Origin of the sequence: Muricauda sp. SCSIO 65647, assembly GCF_021534965.1 — a bacterium.
GTDB lineage: Bacteria > Bacteroidota > Bacteroidia > Flavobacteriales > Flavobacteriaceae > Flagellimonas_A.
Genome location: NZ_CP091037.1, coordinates 669,634 through 689,741, shown reverse-complemented (window position 1 = coordinate 689,741; position 20,108 = coordinate 669,634). Strand labels below are relative to the sequence as shown.

General features: G+C 41.3%; 18 protein-coding genes and 1 tRNA gene. 9 read left to right on the top strand and 10 right to left on the bottom strand.

What is annotated here, in order from left to right:
* The first annotated feature begins 83 nt into the window (after positions 1-83).
* The 8 genes from L0P89_RS03085 (at position 84) to L0P89_RS03055 (ending at position 7,006) form a co-directional block, all read left to right on the top strand.
* Entirely contained in the window at positions 84-536 is a 453-nt protein-coding gene (locus tag L0P89_RS03085) for a GatB/YqeY domain-containing protein (RefSeq protein WP_235266934.1), read from the top strand.
* A 7-nt stretch (positions 537-543) separates the two neighbouring features.
* Positions 544-617: transfer RNA gene (locus tag L0P89_RS03080), tRNA-Arg, on the top strand.
* Positions 618-1,193: 576 nt separating this feature from the next.
* Positions 1,194-1,325, top strand: coding sequence for a hypothetical protein (locus tag L0P89_RS16955; protein WP_262911461.1), 132 nt, complete (start codon positions 1,194-1,196; stop codon positions 1,323-1,325).
* A gap of 27 nt (positions 1,326-1,352) precedes the next feature.
* Positions 1,353-1,493, top strand: coding sequence for a hypothetical protein (locus L0P89_RS03075; RefSeq protein ID WP_235266933.1), 141 nt, complete (start codon positions 1,353-1,355; stop codon positions 1,491-1,493).
* 138 nt (positions 1,494-1,631) lie between these two features.
* A complete protein-coding gene (locus tag L0P89_RS03070; protein ID WP_235266932.1) occupies positions 1,632-2,804 on the top strand; it encodes a carboxypeptidase-like regulatory domain-containing protein in 1,173 nt (390 codons plus the stop codon).
* A gap of 25 nt (positions 2,805-2,829) precedes the next feature.
* On the top strand, positions 2,830-4,761 hold the full coding sequence (locus tag L0P89_RS03065) for a prenyltransferase/squalene oxidase repeat-containing protein (RefSeq protein ID WP_235266931.1): 1,932 nt from the start codon (positions 2,830-2,832) through the stop codon (positions 4,759-4,761).
* On the top strand, positions 4,736-5,938 hold the full coding sequence (locus tag L0P89_RS03060) for a M50 family metallopeptidase (protein ID WP_235266930.1): 1,203 nt from the start codon (positions 4,736-4,738) through the stop codon (positions 5,936-5,938). The genes L0P89_RS03065 and L0P89_RS03060 overlap by 26 nt, the downstream gene beginning before the upstream one ends.
* A gap of 309 nt (positions 5,939-6,247) precedes the next feature.
* Entirely contained in the window at positions 6,248-7,006 is a 759-nt protein-coding gene (locus L0P89_RS03055) for a flavodoxin family protein (RefSeq protein ID WP_235266929.1), read from the top strand.
* A gap of 27 nt (positions 7,007-7,033) precedes the next feature.
* Here the strand turns inward: L0P89_RS03055 and L0P89_RS03050 are convergent, their stop codons facing one another.
* The 7 genes from L0P89_RS03050 to rpsO form a co-directional block, all read right to left on the bottom strand.
* Positions 7,034-7,774, bottom strand: coding sequence for a hypothetical protein (locus L0P89_RS03050; RefSeq protein WP_235266928.1), 741 nt, complete (start codon positions 7,772-7,774; stop codon positions 7,034-7,036).
* Between the two features lie 192 nt (positions 7,775-7,966).
* Positions 7,967-8,932, bottom strand: coding sequence for a YpdA family putative bacillithiol disulfide reductase (locus L0P89_RS03045; protein WP_235266927.1), 966 nt, complete (start codon positions 8,930-8,932; stop codon positions 7,967-7,969).
* A complete protein-coding gene (gene rpe, locus L0P89_RS03040; protein ID WP_235266926.1) occupies positions 8,932-9,591 on the bottom strand; it encodes a ribulose-phosphate 3-epimerase in 660 nt (219 codons plus the stop codon). The genes L0P89_RS03045 and rpe overlap by 1 nt, the downstream gene beginning before the upstream one ends.
* A 52-nt stretch (positions 9,592-9,643) precedes the next feature.
* Complete coding sequence (locus L0P89_RS03035; RefSeq protein WP_235266925.1) at positions 9,644-10,420, bottom strand: leishmanolysin-related zinc metalloendopeptidase; 777 nt, start codon at positions 10,418-10,420, stop codon at positions 9,644-9,646.
* Positions 10,421-10,639: 219 nt separating this feature from the next.
* Positions 10,640-11,503, bottom strand: coding sequence for an RNA polymerase sigma factor RpoD/SigA (locus L0P89_RS03030; RefSeq protein ID WP_235266924.1), 864 nt, complete (start codon positions 11,501-11,503; stop codon positions 10,640-10,642).
* 156 nt (positions 11,504-11,659) lie between these two features.
* The gene (locus L0P89_RS03025; protein ID WP_235266923.1) at positions 11,660-13,870 is read right to left on the bottom strand and encodes a polyribonucleotide nucleotidyltransferase; all 2,211 of its coding nucleotides are present in this window, start codon (positions 13,868-13,870) and stop codon (positions 11,660-11,662) included.
* Positions 13,871-14,070: 200 nt separating this feature from the next.
* Positions 14,071-14,340: a 30S ribosomal protein S15 gene (gene rpsO / locus L0P89_RS03020; RefSeq protein WP_235266922.1), complete on the bottom strand. Its 270-nt coding sequence runs from the start codon at positions 14,338-14,340 to the stop codon at positions 14,071-14,073.
* Positions 14,341-14,538: 198 nt separating this feature from the next.
* Between rpsO and L0P89_RS03015 the strand changes: the two genes are divergently transcribed.
* A complete protein-coding gene (locus L0P89_RS03015) occupies positions 14,539-15,426 on the top strand; it encodes a hypothetical protein (RefSeq protein ID WP_235266921.1) in 888 nt (295 codons plus the stop codon).
* 52 nt (positions 15,427-15,478) lie between these two features.
* Here the strand turns inward: L0P89_RS03015 and accD are convergent, their stop codons facing one another.
* The 3 genes from accD to L0P89_RS03000 all read right to left on the bottom strand — a co-directional run bounded on the left by accD (position 15,479) and on the right by L0P89_RS03000 (position 20,089).
* Complete coding sequence (accD, locus tag L0P89_RS03010; protein WP_235266920.1) at positions 15,479-16,339, bottom strand: acetyl-CoA carboxylase, carboxyltransferase subunit beta; 861 nt, start codon at positions 16,337-16,339, stop codon at positions 15,479-15,481.
* Positions 16,340-16,351: 12 nt separating this feature from the next.
* Entirely contained in the window at positions 16,352-17,419 is a 1,068-nt protein-coding gene (fbaA, locus tag L0P89_RS03005) for a class II fructose-bisphosphate aldolase (RefSeq protein WP_235266919.1), read from the bottom strand.
* A 72-nt stretch (positions 17,420-17,491) separates the two neighbouring features.
* Complete coding sequence (locus L0P89_RS03000) at positions 17,492-20,089, bottom strand: BamA/TamA family outer membrane protein (protein WP_235266918.1); 2,598 nt, start codon at positions 20,087-20,089, stop codon at positions 17,492-17,494.
* Positions 20,090-20,108 lie beyond the last annotated feature (19 nt).

Sequence of the window (20,108 nt, the reverse complement as noted above, 5' to 3'; positions counted from 1 at the left end):
TTGACAAAGGATGTTTTAGACCCGAAAGTTGAATAAATTTTCGGGTTTATTTTTTATCTTCGCAGCCCTAAACAGGTCAAAAAATGGGTTTGCAAGAACAAGTAATGACAGAAATGAAAATAGCGATGAAGGCCAAGGACACCGTGGCTTTAGAATCGCTTCGTGCCATTAAGTCGGCCATCTTGCTTGCAAAGACCGAGAAAGGTGCTGGTGCCGCATTGAGTGAGGAAGATGAGGTGAAGCTGGTACAAAAACTGGTCAAGCAACGAAAAGACAGCGCGGCCATTTTCAAAGAACAGGGCAGAAATGATCTGGCAGAACCAGAATTGGCCCAAGTCACCGTCATTGAAAAATTCTTGCCAGAACAATTGACCGAAGAAGAGATTGAGAAAGTTGTCGTTCAGACCATTGATTCCATAGGGGCATCGGGTATGCAAGACATGGGAAAGGTAATGGGTATTGTCACCAAAGAATTGGCGGGCCAGGCCGATGGCAAGACGATTTCTACGATTGTAAGATCAAAATTAAGTTCATAATAAATTAGGCCGCGTAGTTCAACTGGATAGAATATCAGATTTCGGCTCTGAGGGTTGGGGGTTCGAATCCTCCCGCGGTCACGAATAAATCGAAAAGCAAGCAAAATCTTAAAGCTTGCTTTTTTGATTTTCAACGCGAAGCGTTGCGGGGAAGGGCAGGGCCAATCCTCCCGCGGTCACATACAAAAACTGTTCTTTCGAACAGTTTTTCTATTTTTCTGACCATTCCTTCTCTTTTTTTCTTCTTCTTCAGATTGTTACCCATTATCTTGAAGTGGCCCACTTCAGAGGGGTGCAGGTTTCTGTCAAAGAGTTGATTTCTTCTTATCTACAGTAGGTAAAGGTCATTGATCTCGATCTTCCGCTTTTTACGTGTTTCCTTATCTTTTTTATGAAGTCTCAAGAAAAAAATCTTAAAAATTGCTGTATATAGAAATTTTTTGTTTATTTGTCTTTACAATCGTGTATGCGAAGAATCCGTGTAGCTCATTAAATAGGATTCATATGCCTGAATTTACTGAATGAAGTATTGGTTTTCATGAGTACTAGATGAGCATCATTTAAAATGGGGTTTGATTTGCCTAATGTTTTTGAATATAGGATAAAACAAGCTCAAAATAGTTTCAGTCATTCATTTATCAGTTACAATTTATATCTATGGAAAAATCTAAGAAAGTGCTAGAAAAATTTAATCCAGAAGAACTTGAACAACGTTTCGAAATGGGCTGGAGATTAAGAAGGGGTGAGGTCAAGTGCAAAGGCAGTGGCAGCTGGGATGGAATTGAGTAATTGAGAGTTTAACACAAATATTGAAGTATGAAAGAACAAGAAGAATTGCTTAAAAGTTTTCAAACTGAGGAATTAGAGAAAAGATTTGAAATGGGCTGGATTAGCCGAGTTAAGGTTGGTGCGAGTTATGAAGGTGTAAGCTATGAAGCTACTTTTGATATAGAATAGGTTTCTGCTAATTTTGATTTGGAGGGGATTATTCTATCCCCTTTTCTTTTTCGTTGCAAAAAGTTTGGTGATTTACTGATTCTTAAAATGGTATTTTGTTCGGTTACAGTTCCCAGCATCATCTTAAAGATATTTAGAATGAGAACGTTACGTTTTTTGTCAACTAATCTTATAATTTTTCATTTAGTATCTGCACAGACTAAAACAACAGGTGTAGTTTTAGACGAAGAAACTAAACACCCAATAGCATTTGTTGATGTTTTCTCAGGAGGTAATCACACTCTAACCAACGAAGATGGAAGGTTCGAAATAGAGGTTTTCAGAGATACCCTCAATTTTAATATAATCGGTTACGAGCCATTCTCAAAAAGCTATGAAGGGTCACCTTCAATTGGAGACACAATATTTTTAAAGAGCAAATTTCTTGAACTTGAAGAAGTTGTTATTTCCGAGGAAGCATTTCCTTTAGGTGATTATATTACAATTGGCAACAACCATTCTTTTGAACCATTTTCTGAAGCTTTTTTCCTTCGGATTTCTTTAAAAAAGGACAGCAGCTTGTTAAAATTACAAGACATCAGTGGATTGATGAAAAGAAAACAACTTTTATCTACCAGAAAGAATCCTAAACCGAAGAACAATGTCGAAGTTGAAATTACCAATATGCGCAAAGCTGCGAAAGAGGAAAAAGAAATCTATTTTAAGATGTGGGGATTCAATGAAATAGACAAAATTCTTTCATCTATAGCAATAAACCCTAAATATTACCATATTGAAGATTACCCATCGGCCAGTGGAAAGACCATCAAATTATTTTTCAAGGCCAATACGAAACACGATATTCCAGATACAGAGGGTTATTATATCATAGATTCTGAAGACAAAGCAATTCAGGAGTTTTATTTGATAGAAAAAAGACCTACGGATATCTTCGATGAAAACTGGGGTGTTAAATATCGTACCATCCTTTTTGAATTGAACGTACATTTTGAAAAAGATTTTGGAGATAAGCTCTATTATGTTGATAAGGCTAAAATAAATGCTAGGGTTGAATTATATGACAAAGAAAATTTATCATCAGCCCCTATTATTTATGATGCAAGCTATTTGTGGGTAGGGCTAAATCTGGTCGATAATGATATTAACAAAAATGTTTCCAGTAACAAGGACCTTTTCAAACTTGACTTTCCATACAATGAGGCTTTTTGGCGTAACCAAAAAACTCTCTTACTCACCGATGAAATGAATGTATTTGTTAATGAGCTTAATAGCTCCAAAGAAGAATCACAATTTATTTCCAATATGAAATAAATTTTGTTTTCAAATTTAGTTTTAGATGAATGGTATCGACATTTTTGAAAAATCTAAGAAAAGCTTCATCCAATATGTCAACAGCTTAGAGATTCATCCTAATTTTAAAGAAATAATATCAGACTTTGGCTTTGTTGAAGAAAATCCCCCTTTCTATGTTTATTATCCATGCCTCTTTTCCTTGCCTTCAAGTATAAATGACAATCTCTTAAATGATTTGAGCATTGCGGGATACTTTTTTTATCAATCCACACTTTTTTTGGATGCTTTAATGGATGAACATGATAGTTCAAGATTGGCTGCTTCAATGATTTGTCAAGAAGAAGCTATAAAAATTTTGTCCTCCATTTTTGATCTTGAATCCGAATACTGGCGATTATGGAACCAAAGGCGCAATGAATTTTTTGAAGCTGATTATTTAGAAAAAAATCTCCTAGAATCAGGAAAAGATATTTTAATCAGGAATTACGAAAAACTAGCAGATTATAAATCCGCTTTTGGGAAGGCCGCAATAGACTCCTTATATGTTTTAAATAAGGATTGCTATAAAAATTGCCATCAAGACCTTCTAAACTCACACAAATATTTTTCAATAGCCTTCCAAATCAATGACGATATTCTTGATTTTCAAGAAGACCATAAAAATGGCCAGTTCAATATAGCGGTCCATAGTGCGCTGAAACATTGTGGTGGATTTTATTACGATGATATCGACAAGCTGAAAAAGCTCTTCTACATAAATGGCACTGCTCAATCTCTTTTTAAGAAAGGGATTTACTATTTGGAAAAGGCATTTGTTGAGGTAGAGAAAATAGATGTTCCTTTGTGGAAACAGCAGATTGAAATTTTCAAGAACAAAATGAAAAGTTCAATTAATGAGATTGAAAATTACACGGAAAAATTGAATTCGGAGGTTTCTCACTCATATGAGTTCAGAACTAAAAACTCGATAGAGAAAAGCATTGAAGATGCGGTGAAATTCATTTCAAATAAACAAAAACAAAATGGTACATGGTGCGAATATATAACTCAAGGTGGTATAAGTGATTCTTGGTCCACAGCTTTCGTTTCCGCTATTTTATCTGAAAATAAACATCTGAAAAAGCTTTTTTCAAATAATCTTGCACAGTCTATTTCCTTCTTGAAAAAAAATAGAATAGGCTTGCTATGGGGATACAACCAAACGTGGATAGAGGATTCAGATACCACTAATTTGGTACTTTTATCTTTTTTGTTCAACAGTGTAGAGATAGAGAATAGAATATTGCACAACTGGTTACGGTATAGAAGGAATAGGTCTGGTTTTTCTACTTATTTGGATGAAGAGTTCCTTTTGAAATCATTGCATGATAAAAAAATTGATGATGTAACCGGATGGACAGCCACACATCAATGCGTAAGTGCCGTCTCATTTTACTTCATGGTGCTATACAATGCAAATACTAAAACAGCTTTAGAGCTTGAAAAGTATTTTGAACCTCTAATTAGCAGTAAAGCAATCAACTCTTATTGGTGGACAAGTAATATTTATACATATTACTTTTTAGCCAAAAGCTTCGCTGCATTAAAAAAATTGGACAAACTAAAGATTATACAAAAACAAATTAAGAAGAAGATAGACAAAAAAACGGGATGTGTTAAGGATTCCTATGGGGAAAACATTTTTTTCACTGGAATGGTTCTAGAGATATTGCTTCTAAAGAAGGATGAATATTTAGAAGATATTGAGAAGATTAAAGAATATATTCTTAAAAACCAGTATAAAGACGGATCCTGGGAAAATTCACATTCGCTACAAATTCCAGAACCATCCTCTGTGGGTGTTTCTAAAAAAGAATATTACGAGCTGTCGTGCTATGGTACATCAGTTCGTGCTAGAGAGTTCAATCGACTTTTTACAACAGTTTGTGCATTAAAGAGTCTTTTTGAGTATGACAAGGCGTCTTCTAATACCTAAGATTTCTGATGATATTGAATATCATCAATTCTCAAAGAACTTTTATTTTATCCATCAAAAAGTATATGATTATAGAATAAAAATTGGTCTTGAATTTTATGAATTATTAAAAAAAGTAGATGGGAAGAAAAATCTGGAAGAACTTGCCAAGGAGTTTGAATCAAATGAATACAATGTAGATTTCTTGTATGAAATACTTTTCAATAGACTTGGTTCTTATGGAATAATTGAGGCTGATAATATTCAGGTCAAAAAAAGACCTAAACCTGATTATTTAAAGCTTAGTTTTATAGTAATTCCCGCAGGGGTAATCGCCAAACTGACTCCATATCTCAAATTTCTTTTTGAACCAAAAATCATTAAGATTGTAATGTGTCTTAGCACGTGCATTACTTTGTTGGGCCTTTACCTCAACTTCAGCGTCCTTAATCAGCAAAATTTGGAGTCAATATGGCTTCACTTGTTGATATTTGGTTTTATATCTGTTACATTTCACGAATTCGGACATGCTACCGCAGCGCATTATTATGGAGCTAAACATGGGGGAATAGGAGGAGGTTTCTATCTTTTTTCTCCAGTGTATTTTGCAGATGTAACCGACATATGGAAGCTTAGTTCTAAAAAACGTATTGTAGTTAATTTAGCAGGCATCTATTTTGAAATGATAGTGTGTTCAGTTTATATATTGATTGGAATTGCCTTTGAAATTGACTTTCTCTCAATTGTAGGTTTGTTCATTCTTCTTAATACTCTTTTTAATCTTAACCCCTTTCTAAGAAGCGATGGGTATTGGATTCTAACGGATTTATTGGAAATACCCAACTTATACAAAATTTCGTCACAATCGCTGAAAAGATTACTGAATTCCAATCTAAAGTCCAAAAAAAATAGGCCAAGTAAACGTGAGGTTTTATTGGCCCTATATGCTGCAATCAACTATATTTTAATTGGCATGTTCATTTATTATGTAATCATAGTTAATCCAACATCCGTGATATACTTTCCAAATAATATCTACAATTATTTTTCTAATGTATATCATGGAACCCAATCAATTACTCTTTCCGGTCTAGCGGAATTTATCATTCCCATCTTATTCTATTATTTACTATTCAACTTTTTGCGAAAACATGTATCTAAAATTCTAATTTCAAAAAGTATTGCTGACAAAGGGTAAAAAATAGATTTAGAACAAAAGAAGCTTAACAAAATTAAACATTGTTAAACTCTAATTATTGAGGCATCTTTTTTCGAGGAACTACCTTTTACTTTTTCTTATCACCAAAAAGCAGAGCAAGTAAACCTTTTCCTTCAAGTGTAAGCTCAATCCTCCCGCGATTCCTTAGGGTCACCAATGTTCCAGTGACCTTTTTTAATGCCATTTTCTTCTCTTTCTCGCTGTTTTTTCCATAAATTACTTGTGTAAACTATACAGAAACAGACCGACCTATTAAACATCATTAAAAACCCATAACTATATATCAAAATGACAGAGCAACTAAAGAAACTGACCGAAAAACACTGTGAAAACCCACCGGCGAAATACGATGACCTCAAGGTGTTGTTTTTGAACTGTACCCTGAACCGTACCCCAGTGCTTTCACATACCGAAGGCCTGATCCATGTGGCCCAACGCATATTTGAGGCCAATGGGGTGAGCACGAAGATAATTCGCCCTGTTGACTATGAAATTCCGGCAGGTCTGGGTCTTGATATGTCGAAAACCCCTGAGTGGGACAAAGATGATTGGCCTATCATTCAAAAAGAGATTGACGCTTGCGATATTTTGATCATCTGTACATCGGTATGGCTCGGTGAAAAATCATCGGTTTGCAATCGCACCCTTGAGCGTATGTACGGGTACACGCACCAGTTCAATGCCAAGGGGCAATATCGCGATTATGACAAGGTAGGGGCCACCCTGATCACCGGTAATGAAGATGGTGTGAAGCATTGTGCCATGAACATCTTGTTTTCGTTGTCGCACATAGGCTATACCGTTCCGCCCCAAGCTGATGCCGGCTGGATGGGCGAAGCAGGCCCGGGACCATCGTATAGGGATGAGGGTTCGGGCGGACCTGATAATGACTTTACCAATAGAAATACCACATTTTTGGTCTGGAATTGTCTTCACTTGGCCAGAATGCTAAAAGATAACGGGGGCATTCCAGCCTATGGTAACCAACCCGATGAATGGGATGCCGGTTGCAGGGCAGGATTCGATAGCCCAGAGCATAAAAGGTAAATATGTTTTTTAGTAAAGAACAGGCGATTAATTCGTATAAGCCTTCAGGGCATCTTGAAAAAAGATAAGGGCCTTGGTCTCATCGGCTTGTGAAACGGGCAAGATGGCTCCCTTGAAACCTTCGTTCTTCCACTCACCATGTCGAAGGGGCGCAAACCTCGACACGTCGATCGCACCGTGGTCATGATAACCACTGATGTAGAAATAATGCTCATCGACAAGGGTATCGGGTATCGCCATGCCCAATCCCATTGATTTTCCAGAACCATCTTTTAGATGGGCAAAGGCGCCCGTATCAAAATGGTGTGGCCAAATACGGATGTTGGATTGCAGTCCCTCTTCTTTCAAAAAAGACCGTATCACCGTATCGGCCAGGGTTCTCAGTTGGGCCAATTCGACGAGGTGATCTTGGTTGAAGCGTTGATACTTGAACGTATCTGTGGTGGAATAGGGCAATGTATAGTGCAATTGGTAGTTGAAGGCTTTCCGAATTCCGGTTGCCTGGGCTGTTTCCGTTATCCAAGTGATGACTTCTTTATGTGATTTTCCGTCTAGAGATAGTGCTGACTTATTTGAACTCCAAGACAATGAGAAATTCAAAAGATCTAATTGCAGTTTGGTGCCGTTCTCGTTCAAGGGCCAGGTTTCCAGAAATTTGGTTTCCGTAACAAACCCAACATTGGTATGGCTGTCATCTTCTTTTTCCTTTAGAAAACTTTTTCCTGCCATGGCCAAATATTGGGCCACCAAGTGCACTTGTTCAAGCATAGTATTCAATTTTGATGTTATTGGGTATCAAGGTGATAGCAACTACGTACCTTGGTCGAAAATGATTCAAATTGTTTACGCGATAATCGGAATTATATGCTCAAAGACCTGCCTAGAAACCAAAAATGGTTTTCCGCTATCGTGCTTCGTGTCTTGATAACTATGGGGTTACCCGGAACAATTTACGTTTACCTATTTCTTTTTCAGAATGGAATTGATGATGATGGGGGCATGAATGCGCGAATTCTCGATAAACCATTTATGGGTCTCCATACCACCACAGATGACCCCGGCCAGATATAGCCCATCTACATTGGTTTCCATAGTGTCAGGGTCGTAATTGGGCAATCGTTTTTCATCGTCTGAGAGCTCAATGCCCAATTGTTGCAGAAACTTAAAATCTGGCCTATAGCCTGTGAGGGCAAGCACAAAGTCATTTTCCAAAACGACTTCGCCCTCAGGGGTTTTGACGACAATCTCTTTTTCTTTGATTTCGGTGACATTTGAATTGAAGTAGGCCTTGATGCTTCCTTCTTCGATCCTGTTCAGAATATCTGGCCTGACCCAATATTTGACGCGTTGCCCAATTTCGGGTTCCCTGACCACCATGGTCACTTCACTACCTTTTCGCCAACACTCCAAAGCCGCATCGACCGCAGAATTGCTGGCCCCGATAACAACCAATTTCTGACTGGCGTAAAAATGGGGGTCTTTATAATAATGGGAAACCTTGGGAAGCTGTTCGCCCGGTACCTCGATATTGTTCGGGAGGTCATAGAAACCTGTGGCCACAATGATGTTTTTGGCGGTGTACCGGTCTTTGTCCGTTTCAACGGTGAAGCGTGCCTCTTTTTTGACGACATCTACCACCTTTTCGAACAGATGGATGTTCAGTTGGTTCGAGACCACGATTCGGCGGTAATATTCTAAGGCCTCATTGCGTTTTGGTTTGGCATCTTTACTGATAAAGGGTATTTCATCGATTTCCAATTTTTCAGAAGACGAGAAAAACTGCATGTTGATGGGGTAATTGAACAATGAATTGACAATGGGCCCTTTTTCGATGATAAGATAGGTGAGTCCCCTTTTCTTGGCCTCCAGTCCACACGCAATACCGATGGGGCCACCCCCTATTATGATGACGTCAAATTGCTGCATTAGGCAACCTTTTGCTTGAGGGTTTTAATGGTTTCGGTCGGACTCTCGCTTTTGAAGACAAAGCTGCCCGCCACGAACACATCGGCACCTGCATCGGCAAGTTTGCTGATATTATCGGCATTGACACCACCATCGATTTCGATGAGGGTTTTGGCATTTCTTTTTTCGATGATGTTTTTTAGGTCGCTGACCTTTTTATAGGTGTTCTCAATAAATGATTGCCCACCGAAACCAGGATTGACGCTCATCATACATACCAGGTCTATGTCTTGTATGGTATCTTCCAAAAGGTGTACGGCGGTATGCGGATTGATGGCCACCCCTGCTTTCATATTTTCTGCCTTGATGGCCTGAAGCGTACGGTGCAGGTGTGGGCTGGCCTCATAGTGAACGGAAAGCACAGCTGCACCCAACTCGGCAAAGGTTTTGACATAGCGGTCTGGATCGATGATCATCAGGTGTACATCCAATGGTTTTTCGGCATGTTTGGCCATGGCTTTGACCACGGGCATGCCAAAAGAAATATTGGGCACAAATACCCCGTCCATGATATCTAGATGAAACCAATCGGCATCACTTTGGTTGACCATCTCAATATCTCGTTGTAAGTTGGCAAAATCGGCTGCCAATAGGGAAGGAGCGACTATTTTTGAATCCATATCTTGAATTATAGATGCAAAAATAAGCAAATGCTTTGGAAGGTTTTACCTGTTACAGAAAGGCACTTTTTGGCAGAATAATGGGGTCGATGCGCATGATTTTGGTACTGCACATTCTACATTGGTGACTTTTTCGAAGTACTTTTAAGGCCAAGATTTCTGCATCGGGCAGTTTGTATTCATCGGCGGCACCATAGTCAACTGTATACCCCATATCTTCAAAAGCGGCAATTGACAATCGACTCAGCGGATTATCGCCACTATCGATAAAACCGGTCATCAGTTCATTGTCAAAGACTCGTTCTCGCCAATGTCCATCACGGGTCCCCGTACCACCTGTATTGGCCAGGGGCACGTATTCAGAATTTTCATCACTGGTAAGGGCCATATATTCTTTAACCGCATTTTTTCCCACAAATTTGGGATTGTCAGACCCCTCACCGATGATCAGCCCCAAGAATCGTTCAGACCATAAGGTGCCAAAACCCAAAACATGGCCCATTTCATGTACGATGACGTTCAAAAGGCTGTTTTCAGCCTCCATCCGTGCCAAATCGGCACTATCAAATCGCATCATACCAGTGGCCGGCAGCAATGAACCGGATTGTAATTGCGTGGGCCCTGCCTGGCCCAAGATGCCCGACGGGCCATCAATATTGCCGCCTTGGGCATCGATGCGTACATCGTTCACTATTTCACCATTTGGCAGTCGTACGGGAGGTAGGTTTTCGGTAATAATCTGTGACCATCGATTGGCCGCGGTTTCAAAAACCGCTATTTGCGCATCGGTCAACCCTCCCAAAAACCGTATTTCGATGGTAAATGCCATATAGAATATACGCTCATAGGGCTTGGTTTGGGCGTTTTAGCAGAAAAGTTTAACAAAAATCGCAGTGAAGTATATAGAATGAAAAACTCCGGTAATCAGCCGGAGTTTATTCATCAATCAAAAAACGAACAGTCATGATAAACTGTTGTAGTTTACTAAATTACAATTTTCTTGCCAAAAAAACAATTTAAGGTTTATTTAACTGTAATTTACTGTGAATCACCCTAGATAGGTCTTCAAAATCTTGCTTCTAGACGTATGTTTCAGTCTTCTGATGGCTTTTTCCTTGATTTGGCGCACGCGCTCACGGGTCAAATCAAAGGTTTCGCCGATTTCTTCCAAGGTCATCGAATGCTGACCGGCCAGACCGAAGTACAGTCGAATGACATCAGCCTCCCTTGGCGTTAAGGTTTCCAATGCCCTTTCTATCTCGGTGCGCAGTGATTCATGCAACAATTCCTTATCAGGATTTGGTGATTCTCCACTTCGCAGTACATCATAAAGGTTTGAGTCTTCACCATCGATCAACGGGGCATCCATGGAAACATGGCGACCAGAATTTTTTAATGACTGTTTTACATCTTCGACCGTCATATCCAACTCTTTGGCTATTTCTTCCGCTGAGGGCACACGTTCATGGGCCTGCTCCAAGTAGGCGAAGGTTTTGTTGATTTTGTTGATGGAACCGATTTTGTTCAAGGGCAAGCGAACGATACGCGATTGTTCTGCCAATGCTTGCAAAATGGATTGGCGGATCCACCAAACGGCATATGAGATGAACTTGAAACCGCGGGTCTCGTCGAAACGCTGTGCGGCCTTGATCAAGCCTAAATTTCCTTCGTTGATCAAATCTGGCAAGGTCAGACCTTGGTTTTGGTATTGTTTGGCCACAGATACCACGAACCGCAAGTTTGCCTTGGTCAATTTCTCAAGGGCGATTTGGTCACCGGCCTTGATGCGTTGTGCCAATTCTACCTCTTCTTCGGCAGTGATCAAATCAACCTTGCCGATTTCTTGAAGATACTTGTCCAACGAAGCGGTTTCCCTATTGGTAACCTGTTTTGTGATCTTTAACTGTCTCATCTAAATTTTCCCTTTCAATTTTATTTATGAGCTGAACTCATTAGATTATACGTATAAAACGTAAAAAAGTTACAATTCGTAAAGAATTAATTGATATTAATATAAAAAAGGCCCCGAACGAACGTCCGGGGCCTTATAACAAAAAGAGAAATTATATCAGTTTCTTTTGGGTCTTCGGTCGCGGTTTCTGTCGTTTCCGCGATTTCTATTGTCCCTATCCCTTGGAGGTCTTTCCCGATATCCTTCAGGTTTGGGCAATAAGGCTTTTCTCGAAACCTTTTCCTTTTTGGTCCTAGGATCAAAGCCAAAATATTTGACATCGAACACATCGCCCAGATTTACGGCATCGGTTACGTTTTCGGTACGTTCCCAAGCCAGTTCAGAAACATGCAAGAGCACTTCATTGCCGGGAGCTTCGGTATATTCTACCACCGCACCGAAATCTAGGGTTTTGATGACTTTTACCTCATAGACACTGCCCACTTCAGGTTTGAACATCAATGCGTCGATTTTGGCAAGTACGGCATCGATTCCATTTTGATCGGTACCCAGAATCTCTACGATTCCTTCCTCGGTTACCGGGTCTTCATTGATAACAATGGTCGTTTTGGTTTCTTTTTGCAATTCTTGAATGACCTTTCCACCTGAACCGATCAAAGCACCGATATATTCACCAGGAATAACGGTAGTGACAATTTTTGGTGCATGTGGTTTCACTTCTGCACGAGGTTCTGAAATGGTATCGACCAGTTTTTCAAGTATGTGCATTCTTCCATCTTTGGCCTGCATCAATGCCTTGACCAAGATTTCATACGAGAGTCCTTTTACCTTGATGTCCATTTGGCAGGCCGTGATACCATCGGCGGTACCCGTGACCTTGAAATCCATGTCGCCCAAATGGTCTTCATCGCCCAAAATGTCTGAAAGTACGGCATATTTGCCTGTTTCGGTATCGGTAATCAACCCCATGGCAATGCCCGATACGGGTTTTTTCAATTGCACACCGGCATCCATCAAGGCCATGGTGCCCGAACAAACGGTCGCCATTGATGAAGATCCATTAGATTCCAATACTTCAGAGACCACGCGAACGGTATAGGGGCAATCTTCGGGAACCATGCGTTTCAATGCGCGCTGGGCCAAGTTTCCGTGGCCGACCTCCCTACGTGATGTACCCCTGATAGGTCTGGCTTCACCTGTTGAAAACGGCGGAAAATTATAGTGTAGATAGAACGTTTCCTCCCCTTCAAATGAGGGCATGTCGATGACATTGGCCTCTCGTGAGGTACCTAGGGTCGCAGTGGCCAAGGCCTGGGTTTCACCTCTTGTGAATATCGCCGACCCATGGGTAGAAGGTAAATAGTCGACCTCGCACCAAATGGGGCGTATATCGGTCGTTTTTCTTCCGTCGAGACGGGTACCTTCTTCAAGTGTCAAATTACGTACCGCACTTTTTTGCGCTTTTGAAAAATATTTATGGATTAGCTTGCCCAATTCTTCTTGCTCTTCTTCGCTAAAAGATTCGAAAACCTCTTCTTTCAACTCGCTAAAGGCCTCACCACGCTCATTTTTGGTACTACCGGCTTTTGCAATGGCATACGACTTATCGTATACCATATCATGGATTTTTTGTTCCAATTCTTCATTTTCCTCTTCGGGCTCGTACTCGCGGACCTCTTTCTTGCCAAAGGCTTCTGCCAGTTTCATCTGGGCGGCACATTGAACCTTGATGGCATCATGGGCAAATTGAATGGCCTCTACCATTTCTTCTTCGGAAATCTCGCTCATTTCGCCCTCGACCATCATGACCGAATCTTCAGAAGCGCCGATGACCATATCGATATCTGATTCTTCCAATTGCGCCCTGGTGGGGTTAATGATCAATTTTCCGTCAACGCGACCAACCCTTACTTCTGAAATGGCACACTCAAACGGAAAATCTGATAGTTGAATGGCCGCTGAAGCTGCCAAACCTGCCATGGCGTCGGGCATGACTTCTTCGTCGTGCGACATCAATTGGATCATCACCTGCGTTTCTGCATGATAATCTTTCGGGAATAGGGGTCGAAGCACCCTATCGACCAATCGCATGGTCAAGACCTCGCCATCACTGGGCCTGGCCTCTCGTTTAAAAAATCCACCGGGGTACCTCCCAGCTGCAGCAAATTTTTCACGGTAATCAACTGTGAGGGGTAAAAAATCAACATCTGCGGCGTGATAGTTCGATACCACGGTGCAGAGCAACATGCATTTACCCGATTGAACCACAACGGAGCCATGGGCCTGTTTGGCCAATTTTCCTGTTTCGATGGAAATCTCCCTTCCATCACCGAGGTCGATGACCTCCCTAAAAGTTTTTGGAATCATAAATTTTTTTCATGCCCAAATCAAATGGGCCAGTTAAACATTGGGTCTGCCGCCTTATCGACGGCCATGTTGTGTTGTGTTGTGTTGTTGACCAATGAAAAACTATAAGTAGCTTTTTGTTTTGCCCTTACCTAGGGACTTCGTACCCATAGCTATTGTGCTGAGGGTAAAAAATATGGGGAGAAACCTCTCCCCATAAATTATTTTCTAATACCCAACTCTTTGATCAAAGCCCGGTATTTCTCAATGTCTTTTTTCTTCAAATAGTCTAAAAGACTACGTCTTTTACCAACCAGTTTTACCAAAGAACGCTCGGTGTTGAAATCTTTGTGGTTCTCTTTAAGGTGTTTTGTCAAATGGTTGATTCGGTGGGTGAATAGGGCAATCTGCCCTTCCGTTGAGCCCGTGTTGGTCTCAGACCCCCCGTGTTTCTTGAAAATTTTAGCTTTTACTTCTTTCGTCAAATACATGCCAATATTGTTAAAATGATTTTTATGTATCTGATTGGTCTGCCGTCAACATTCTTCCCTTAATGGGCGTAAATATGTTCTGGGCTAACAATCAGGGCGCAAAGATAATTCTTTTTTTGTAAGGAAAAATTTTTTGGCCCCTTATTAAACCTTTTTGATTTTACCATGTCACAGTAACAAACTTTAAAAATTGAAATTATGAAAAAGTGTCTCGAACAAGTAAATTTAGTAAAAGTATTGATGGGCTGCACAGCCTTGATGCTTGTGTTGTTCACGTCGTGTAGTGAGGATGGATCTTCTTCATTGGAGGAAGATGTGAACAGTGAAGAAGTGATTTCTGCCACTGAACTGAACTACAGCGACGAAGCGGAGCTCATTTCTGAAGAAGTTTCTGGAATCGCTGAAGATGTCTACGCCACAGATGAGATTGCAGCGACCTCAAAATTTGACTATTCTTCAGATTTCTTGCCTGATTGTGTGACGATTACCACTGTCGTGACCGATACTACCAAAGAAAAGACCATTGATTTTGGTGAAGGCTGTGAATTGCCCAATGGCAATGTTCTGGGCGGCATTATCTATTTGAGCTATGAAAAAGACATGGATGCCGCCACCAAAACGCTGGAACTCGCTTTAGAGAATTTCACGTTCAATGGTGTGGCCATAGAGGGTGGCGCTGACATACTTCGCGAGAGGGCCAATGCCGATGGCAATCCACAGAGTGTTGCCAATGCCAGTTTCAACGCCACATGGCCAGATGAAACAACTGCCTCGTTCGAGGGTACACGCACCCGCGAATGGATTGAAGGGTATGGTTCGGGCTTTTGGGGAGACAATGTGTTCTTGATCACAGGGAAAGGCACCTATACCGGTAGGTTGGGCAACGTTTTTACAAAAGAGGTGATCGTACCATTGCGCAGAGAAATGTCATGTAGGTTTATCGTCAGCGGAGTATTGGAGATTTCGCGAAACGATGCCACTGCAAGTTTGGATTTTGGAGATGGTAGTTGTGATGCCAAAGGTATTTTAACCCATGCTGATGGTACTTCAGAAGAAATTTTCCTTAGGAGATTTTGGAAGAATTGAACATCAGAAACAGTAACTGAAAAAAGCCCCAACAACATGTTGGGGCTTTTTTTTAGTTACGTATAGGTTGGTTGGTTATGAGGTCGATATAGAGATTGACATTCTTCTTCAAATCCCTGCGATGGGTAATAAAGTCCAAAAAGCCATGCTCTTTTACAAATTCAGCGGTTTGAAAACCTTCGGGCAGGTCTTTGCCGACCGTATCTTTGACTACTCGGGGCCCTGCAAAACCGATCAAGGCTCCGGGTTCGGCGATATTGATGTCGCCCAACATGGCATAAGAAGCGGTGGTGCCCCCCGTGGTAGGGTCGGTGCATAGCGAAATATAAGGCACTTTGGCCTCGGCCAGCTGCGCTAATTTGGCCGAAGTCTTGGCCAATTGCATCAGTGAAAAGGCCGCTTCCATCATTCGTGCCCCACCTGACTTTGAAATCATCAAGAAAGGCAGCTTTCGCTTTTTGGCGTAGTCGATGGCCCGGCCGATTTTTTCGCCCACAACGCTACCCATAGATCCGCCAATAAAGGAAAAGTCCATACAGGCGACAACCAGGTCTTTGCCCATCGATTTGCCGACAGCCGTGCGAACGGCATCTTTAAGGCCGGTCTTCTTTTGGGCAGCTTTCAGCCGCTCTGAGTATTTTTTGGTGTCGACAAATTTCAAGGGATCTTTTGAGGTCAATTTCTCATCGAGTTCACGAAATTTGTTATTGTCAAAAAGAATCTCGAAGTACTCTTTGCTACCGATACGAACATGGTAATCATCTTCAGGGCTCACATAAAAATTCTCGGCAAGTTCTTCTGATTCAACGATTTTTCCGGTGGGAGACTTGTACCAGAGCCCCCTCGGGGTATCCTTTTTTTCTTCTGTTGATGTTTGTATTCCCTTTTCCTTTCTTTTAAACCAAGACGACATAACAAGGGGGTATTATAGGGTGTTCACATTATTGAGGTCTTCGAAAGCCTTTTTCAAACGGTCTGAGAATGATTTTTCACCTTCACGTAGCCAAACCCGTGGATCGTAGAATTTTTTGTTGGGCTGATCATCACCATCAGGATTACCTATCTGTGCCTGTAAGTAATCTTTTTTGCCTTGAACATAGTCTCTTACACCAGAGAGGAATGCGTATTGCAAATCGGTATCGATGTTCATTTTGATGACCCCATAGCCTATGGCCTCCCTAATTTCTTCGAGGGTAGAACCAGACCCCCCATGAAAAACAAAGTCGATGTGGTTGTGGCCCACACCGAATTTCTCTGAAACATATTCTTGTGAATTTTTTAGGATCTTGGGCGTCAATTTTACGTTGCCGGGCTTATACACGCCATGTACATTGCCAAAAGCGGCCGCAATGGTGAAACGAGGGCTGACCTTTGAAAGTTCTTCGTAGGCATAGGCCACTTCTTCGGGCTGTGTGTAAAGTTTTGAGCTATCGACATCGGTATTGTCAACACCATCTTCTTCGCCACCTGTCACGCCAAGTTCGATTTCAAGGGTCATGTCCATCTTTGACATGCGCTCTAAATATTTTTTACAGATTTCGATATTTTCTTCGATGGGCTCTTCTGACAAGTCGATCATATGCGAGCTGTAGAGTGATTTGCCGGTAAGCTTATAATGTGCTTCGCTGGCATTCAAAAGTCCGTCGATCCAAGGCAATAGCTTTTTCGCACAGTGGTCTGTGTGAAGGATCACGGTGGCGCCATAGGCCTTGGCCATTTCATGAACATGCTTGGCACCGGCCACACCACCTAAAATGGCAGCTTTTTGGTCCTCGTTCGAGAGACCCTTGCCCGCATTGAATTGTGCACCTCCGTTTGAAAACTGTATGATGACCGGTGAATTGAGTGCCGCTGCGGTTTCCATAACGGCATTGACGGTATTCGAACCGATGACATTTACGGCTGGTAAGGCGAAGCCTTTTTCTTTGGCATAGTTGAAGATAGCTTGTACCTCGTCGCCAGTGGCAACACCTGGTTTTATATTGTGGGACATGTTTTTAAGTTAGTTATGGGTTAAATAGGCAACAAAAGTAATAAAATGATTAAAGTAATGAATTATTTGGTTTTAGAAAGGATAGTTGATACCGATATTGAATACGGCATTTCTAAAGTTATAATCCCTAAACCAACGTTTTGAGGCCTCTTCAGCAGGATTATAGGTTTTGAAACCGGTATCGACCCTGAACACAAAATAGGTAAAATCATAGCGTAGTCCGAATCCGGTTCCCAAGGCAATATCCTTTAAAGAATCGAACCCTGAAAAAATGGCGTCTTCATTGTCTTCGCTATCGAGTACGTTCCAAATATTTCCGGCGTCGGCAAAAAGAGCACCTTTAATGTCGCCCACTATTGGAAAACGGTATTCGAGATTCAGCGCCAATTTTAGATTGGCCTCATTGAAATCATTGACATTCGAAGTGCTGCCAGGGCCCAGTTCATAAGCGTTCCAAGCACGGTTGTCATTTGAGCCCCCTGCAAAATAACTGCGCACAAAAGGTATGCTGGTTGAATTTCCGTAGGGGATCGCAATACCAAAGAAGCTACGAAATGCCAATACATCAGTACTTGATGTTTGCCAATGTTTGATGTAGTCAAGTTCTGTTTTTACATATTGTGAAAAGGGTACCCCAAAAACCAATGATTGGTTGTTGTCATTCTTTTCATAGGGAATAATGTTCGAAACGGCAGATAACAGGTTGCCCGCACTTTCGATCTTGAACCTGAATTGATAGAAAGCAAGGTCATTGATGCCCACTTTGTTGTTTTTGGTAAAGGTGTAGTTAGAGGCAAAGATGAGATTGTTCTCGGTCAACCTGTCTCTACGTTCACGAATGCTTCTAACATCACTTAAATCATCGGGAGATATCGAAAAGCCCGGAACCGTGACCGCATCAATGAAATCGTTGGCCCCATTGGGTATGGTCAGGTCAAGCTCTGTGTCAGAATCCCTATCAGGATCGACATTTTCATCATAGAACTCCGCAAAATCAACATTGTCTTCAAAGTCATTGGCTATTTCATCAAGACGGTCATAGGTATTGTTGTAGACATTGAAGAAGTTGTCTACATTGGTATTTCGAACAAATTCAATGTTCAACAGTTCTATATTGTTCTTAAGAAAATCGGTAGGTGACCAGTTGTACGATAGTACGGTATTCAATGATTGCCTGTCAAGCCCGATATTTCTTTGAAAGTTGGTACCGGCAGACATTCTGGTCTGTGGCAGCATATAGTACGGGATAACGCTTTCAGTGTTGAATGGAAACCAAATTCTGGGAAAGGTGATGTTCACATCCCCACCAATTTCTGAAGTAAACGTCTCATCAGACAACGAGGCATCGCTCAATAGACCTATGGACCCCCTTGCAGAAATGTTCAAGGTTTCTGCTCCTCCAAATACATTTCGAGAGGTCACCGAGGTACTGAAGGCCGTACCCACCTGTTGTATGTTCGAGTGGGTGACATCTAGGTCAAGCCCCAGTGAATATTTGGGTCTCGAAGAAAGGTATACATTGGAGATAAGCCGTGCTTTGGTCGAATCAGGAATGAACTCGATGTTTGGGTATCTAAATGCGTTGAGATTTGTGATCTGACGCGTAGTGCGAATTTTATCGATTTCACGATAAATGCTGTCTTTCTCAAAGAATATGGCGTCGGTAAGGGCCTTTGGCCTGTAGCGTAGCCTGTCTTTGTAATAAATGGTATAGTTGTCAAAATCAATTGATTTCAACGAATCGGCACTAACGTTGAATTGGTAGTCTGCGTAAATATTGATTTTTTCAAACCGGTGTACTTCATATGAAGCCGAAGGGCTTATACTGTCACTGGCAGTACGGGGTTTTCTGACGTTCAGGGTAACCTCCATATTTTGATCATCGGCAAATTTAGTGGTATCCCTTACGACATCGAAGTTTACCGAGCTTTCTTGAAAATTGTAAACCCCAGTATTTCGAAAAAGGTTGGTCAACCGCTTGCGTTCATTGTCGAAATCGGCCAGGTCAAATTGTTTGCCCGCTTTCACAAATGACCCATCGGTATTGCTCTGATATATAGAGTCTAATTGCTGCGAGGCGATGTTGGTCAAGAGTGAATCAACGATAAAGGGTTTGCCCAGGTCTATCTTATAATTGATTCCGGCCCTTTTTTTTCTTTTTCCCTTAACAATGTCATAATCGACTGAGTTGTTAAAGAACCCCTTGCTGCCATAATAGGCGGTTAGCAAGTCTACAGATTTATTGGTCTTGACCGTATCGATGATGGCCGGTGGCTCACCGATACGTTTCAAGAATTCACTCATACCCTTGACCACGAACGAGTTGCCCAAGGCATTCACTTGCTTTTTTGACAAAAGGTTCGACAGTCTTTTTTCACGCTTTTTTTTTCGGTACAACCAGTCTCGAAATAAAGAATCGGGATCGTCTTTGGCAAGGTTGTAAAGGTTCAATCGAAGTGGATAGCCCAAAAGGTTACTGTTGGGCCTTTGAACGATGAGATTTTTGATTTCTTCTTCATTGACCTGCTCTTCATCTGCGTAGATGGTATTTTTGGTCAACAAGAGCTCGTCATCGCCAACTTTTTTTAGGGTATTGCAGCCGAAATGGGCAAACATGAGCAGTAATAATCCTATTTTTGCCCAGATACCTCGTACTGTAAAACCACTCATAGAAGCCAAAAATACGTTA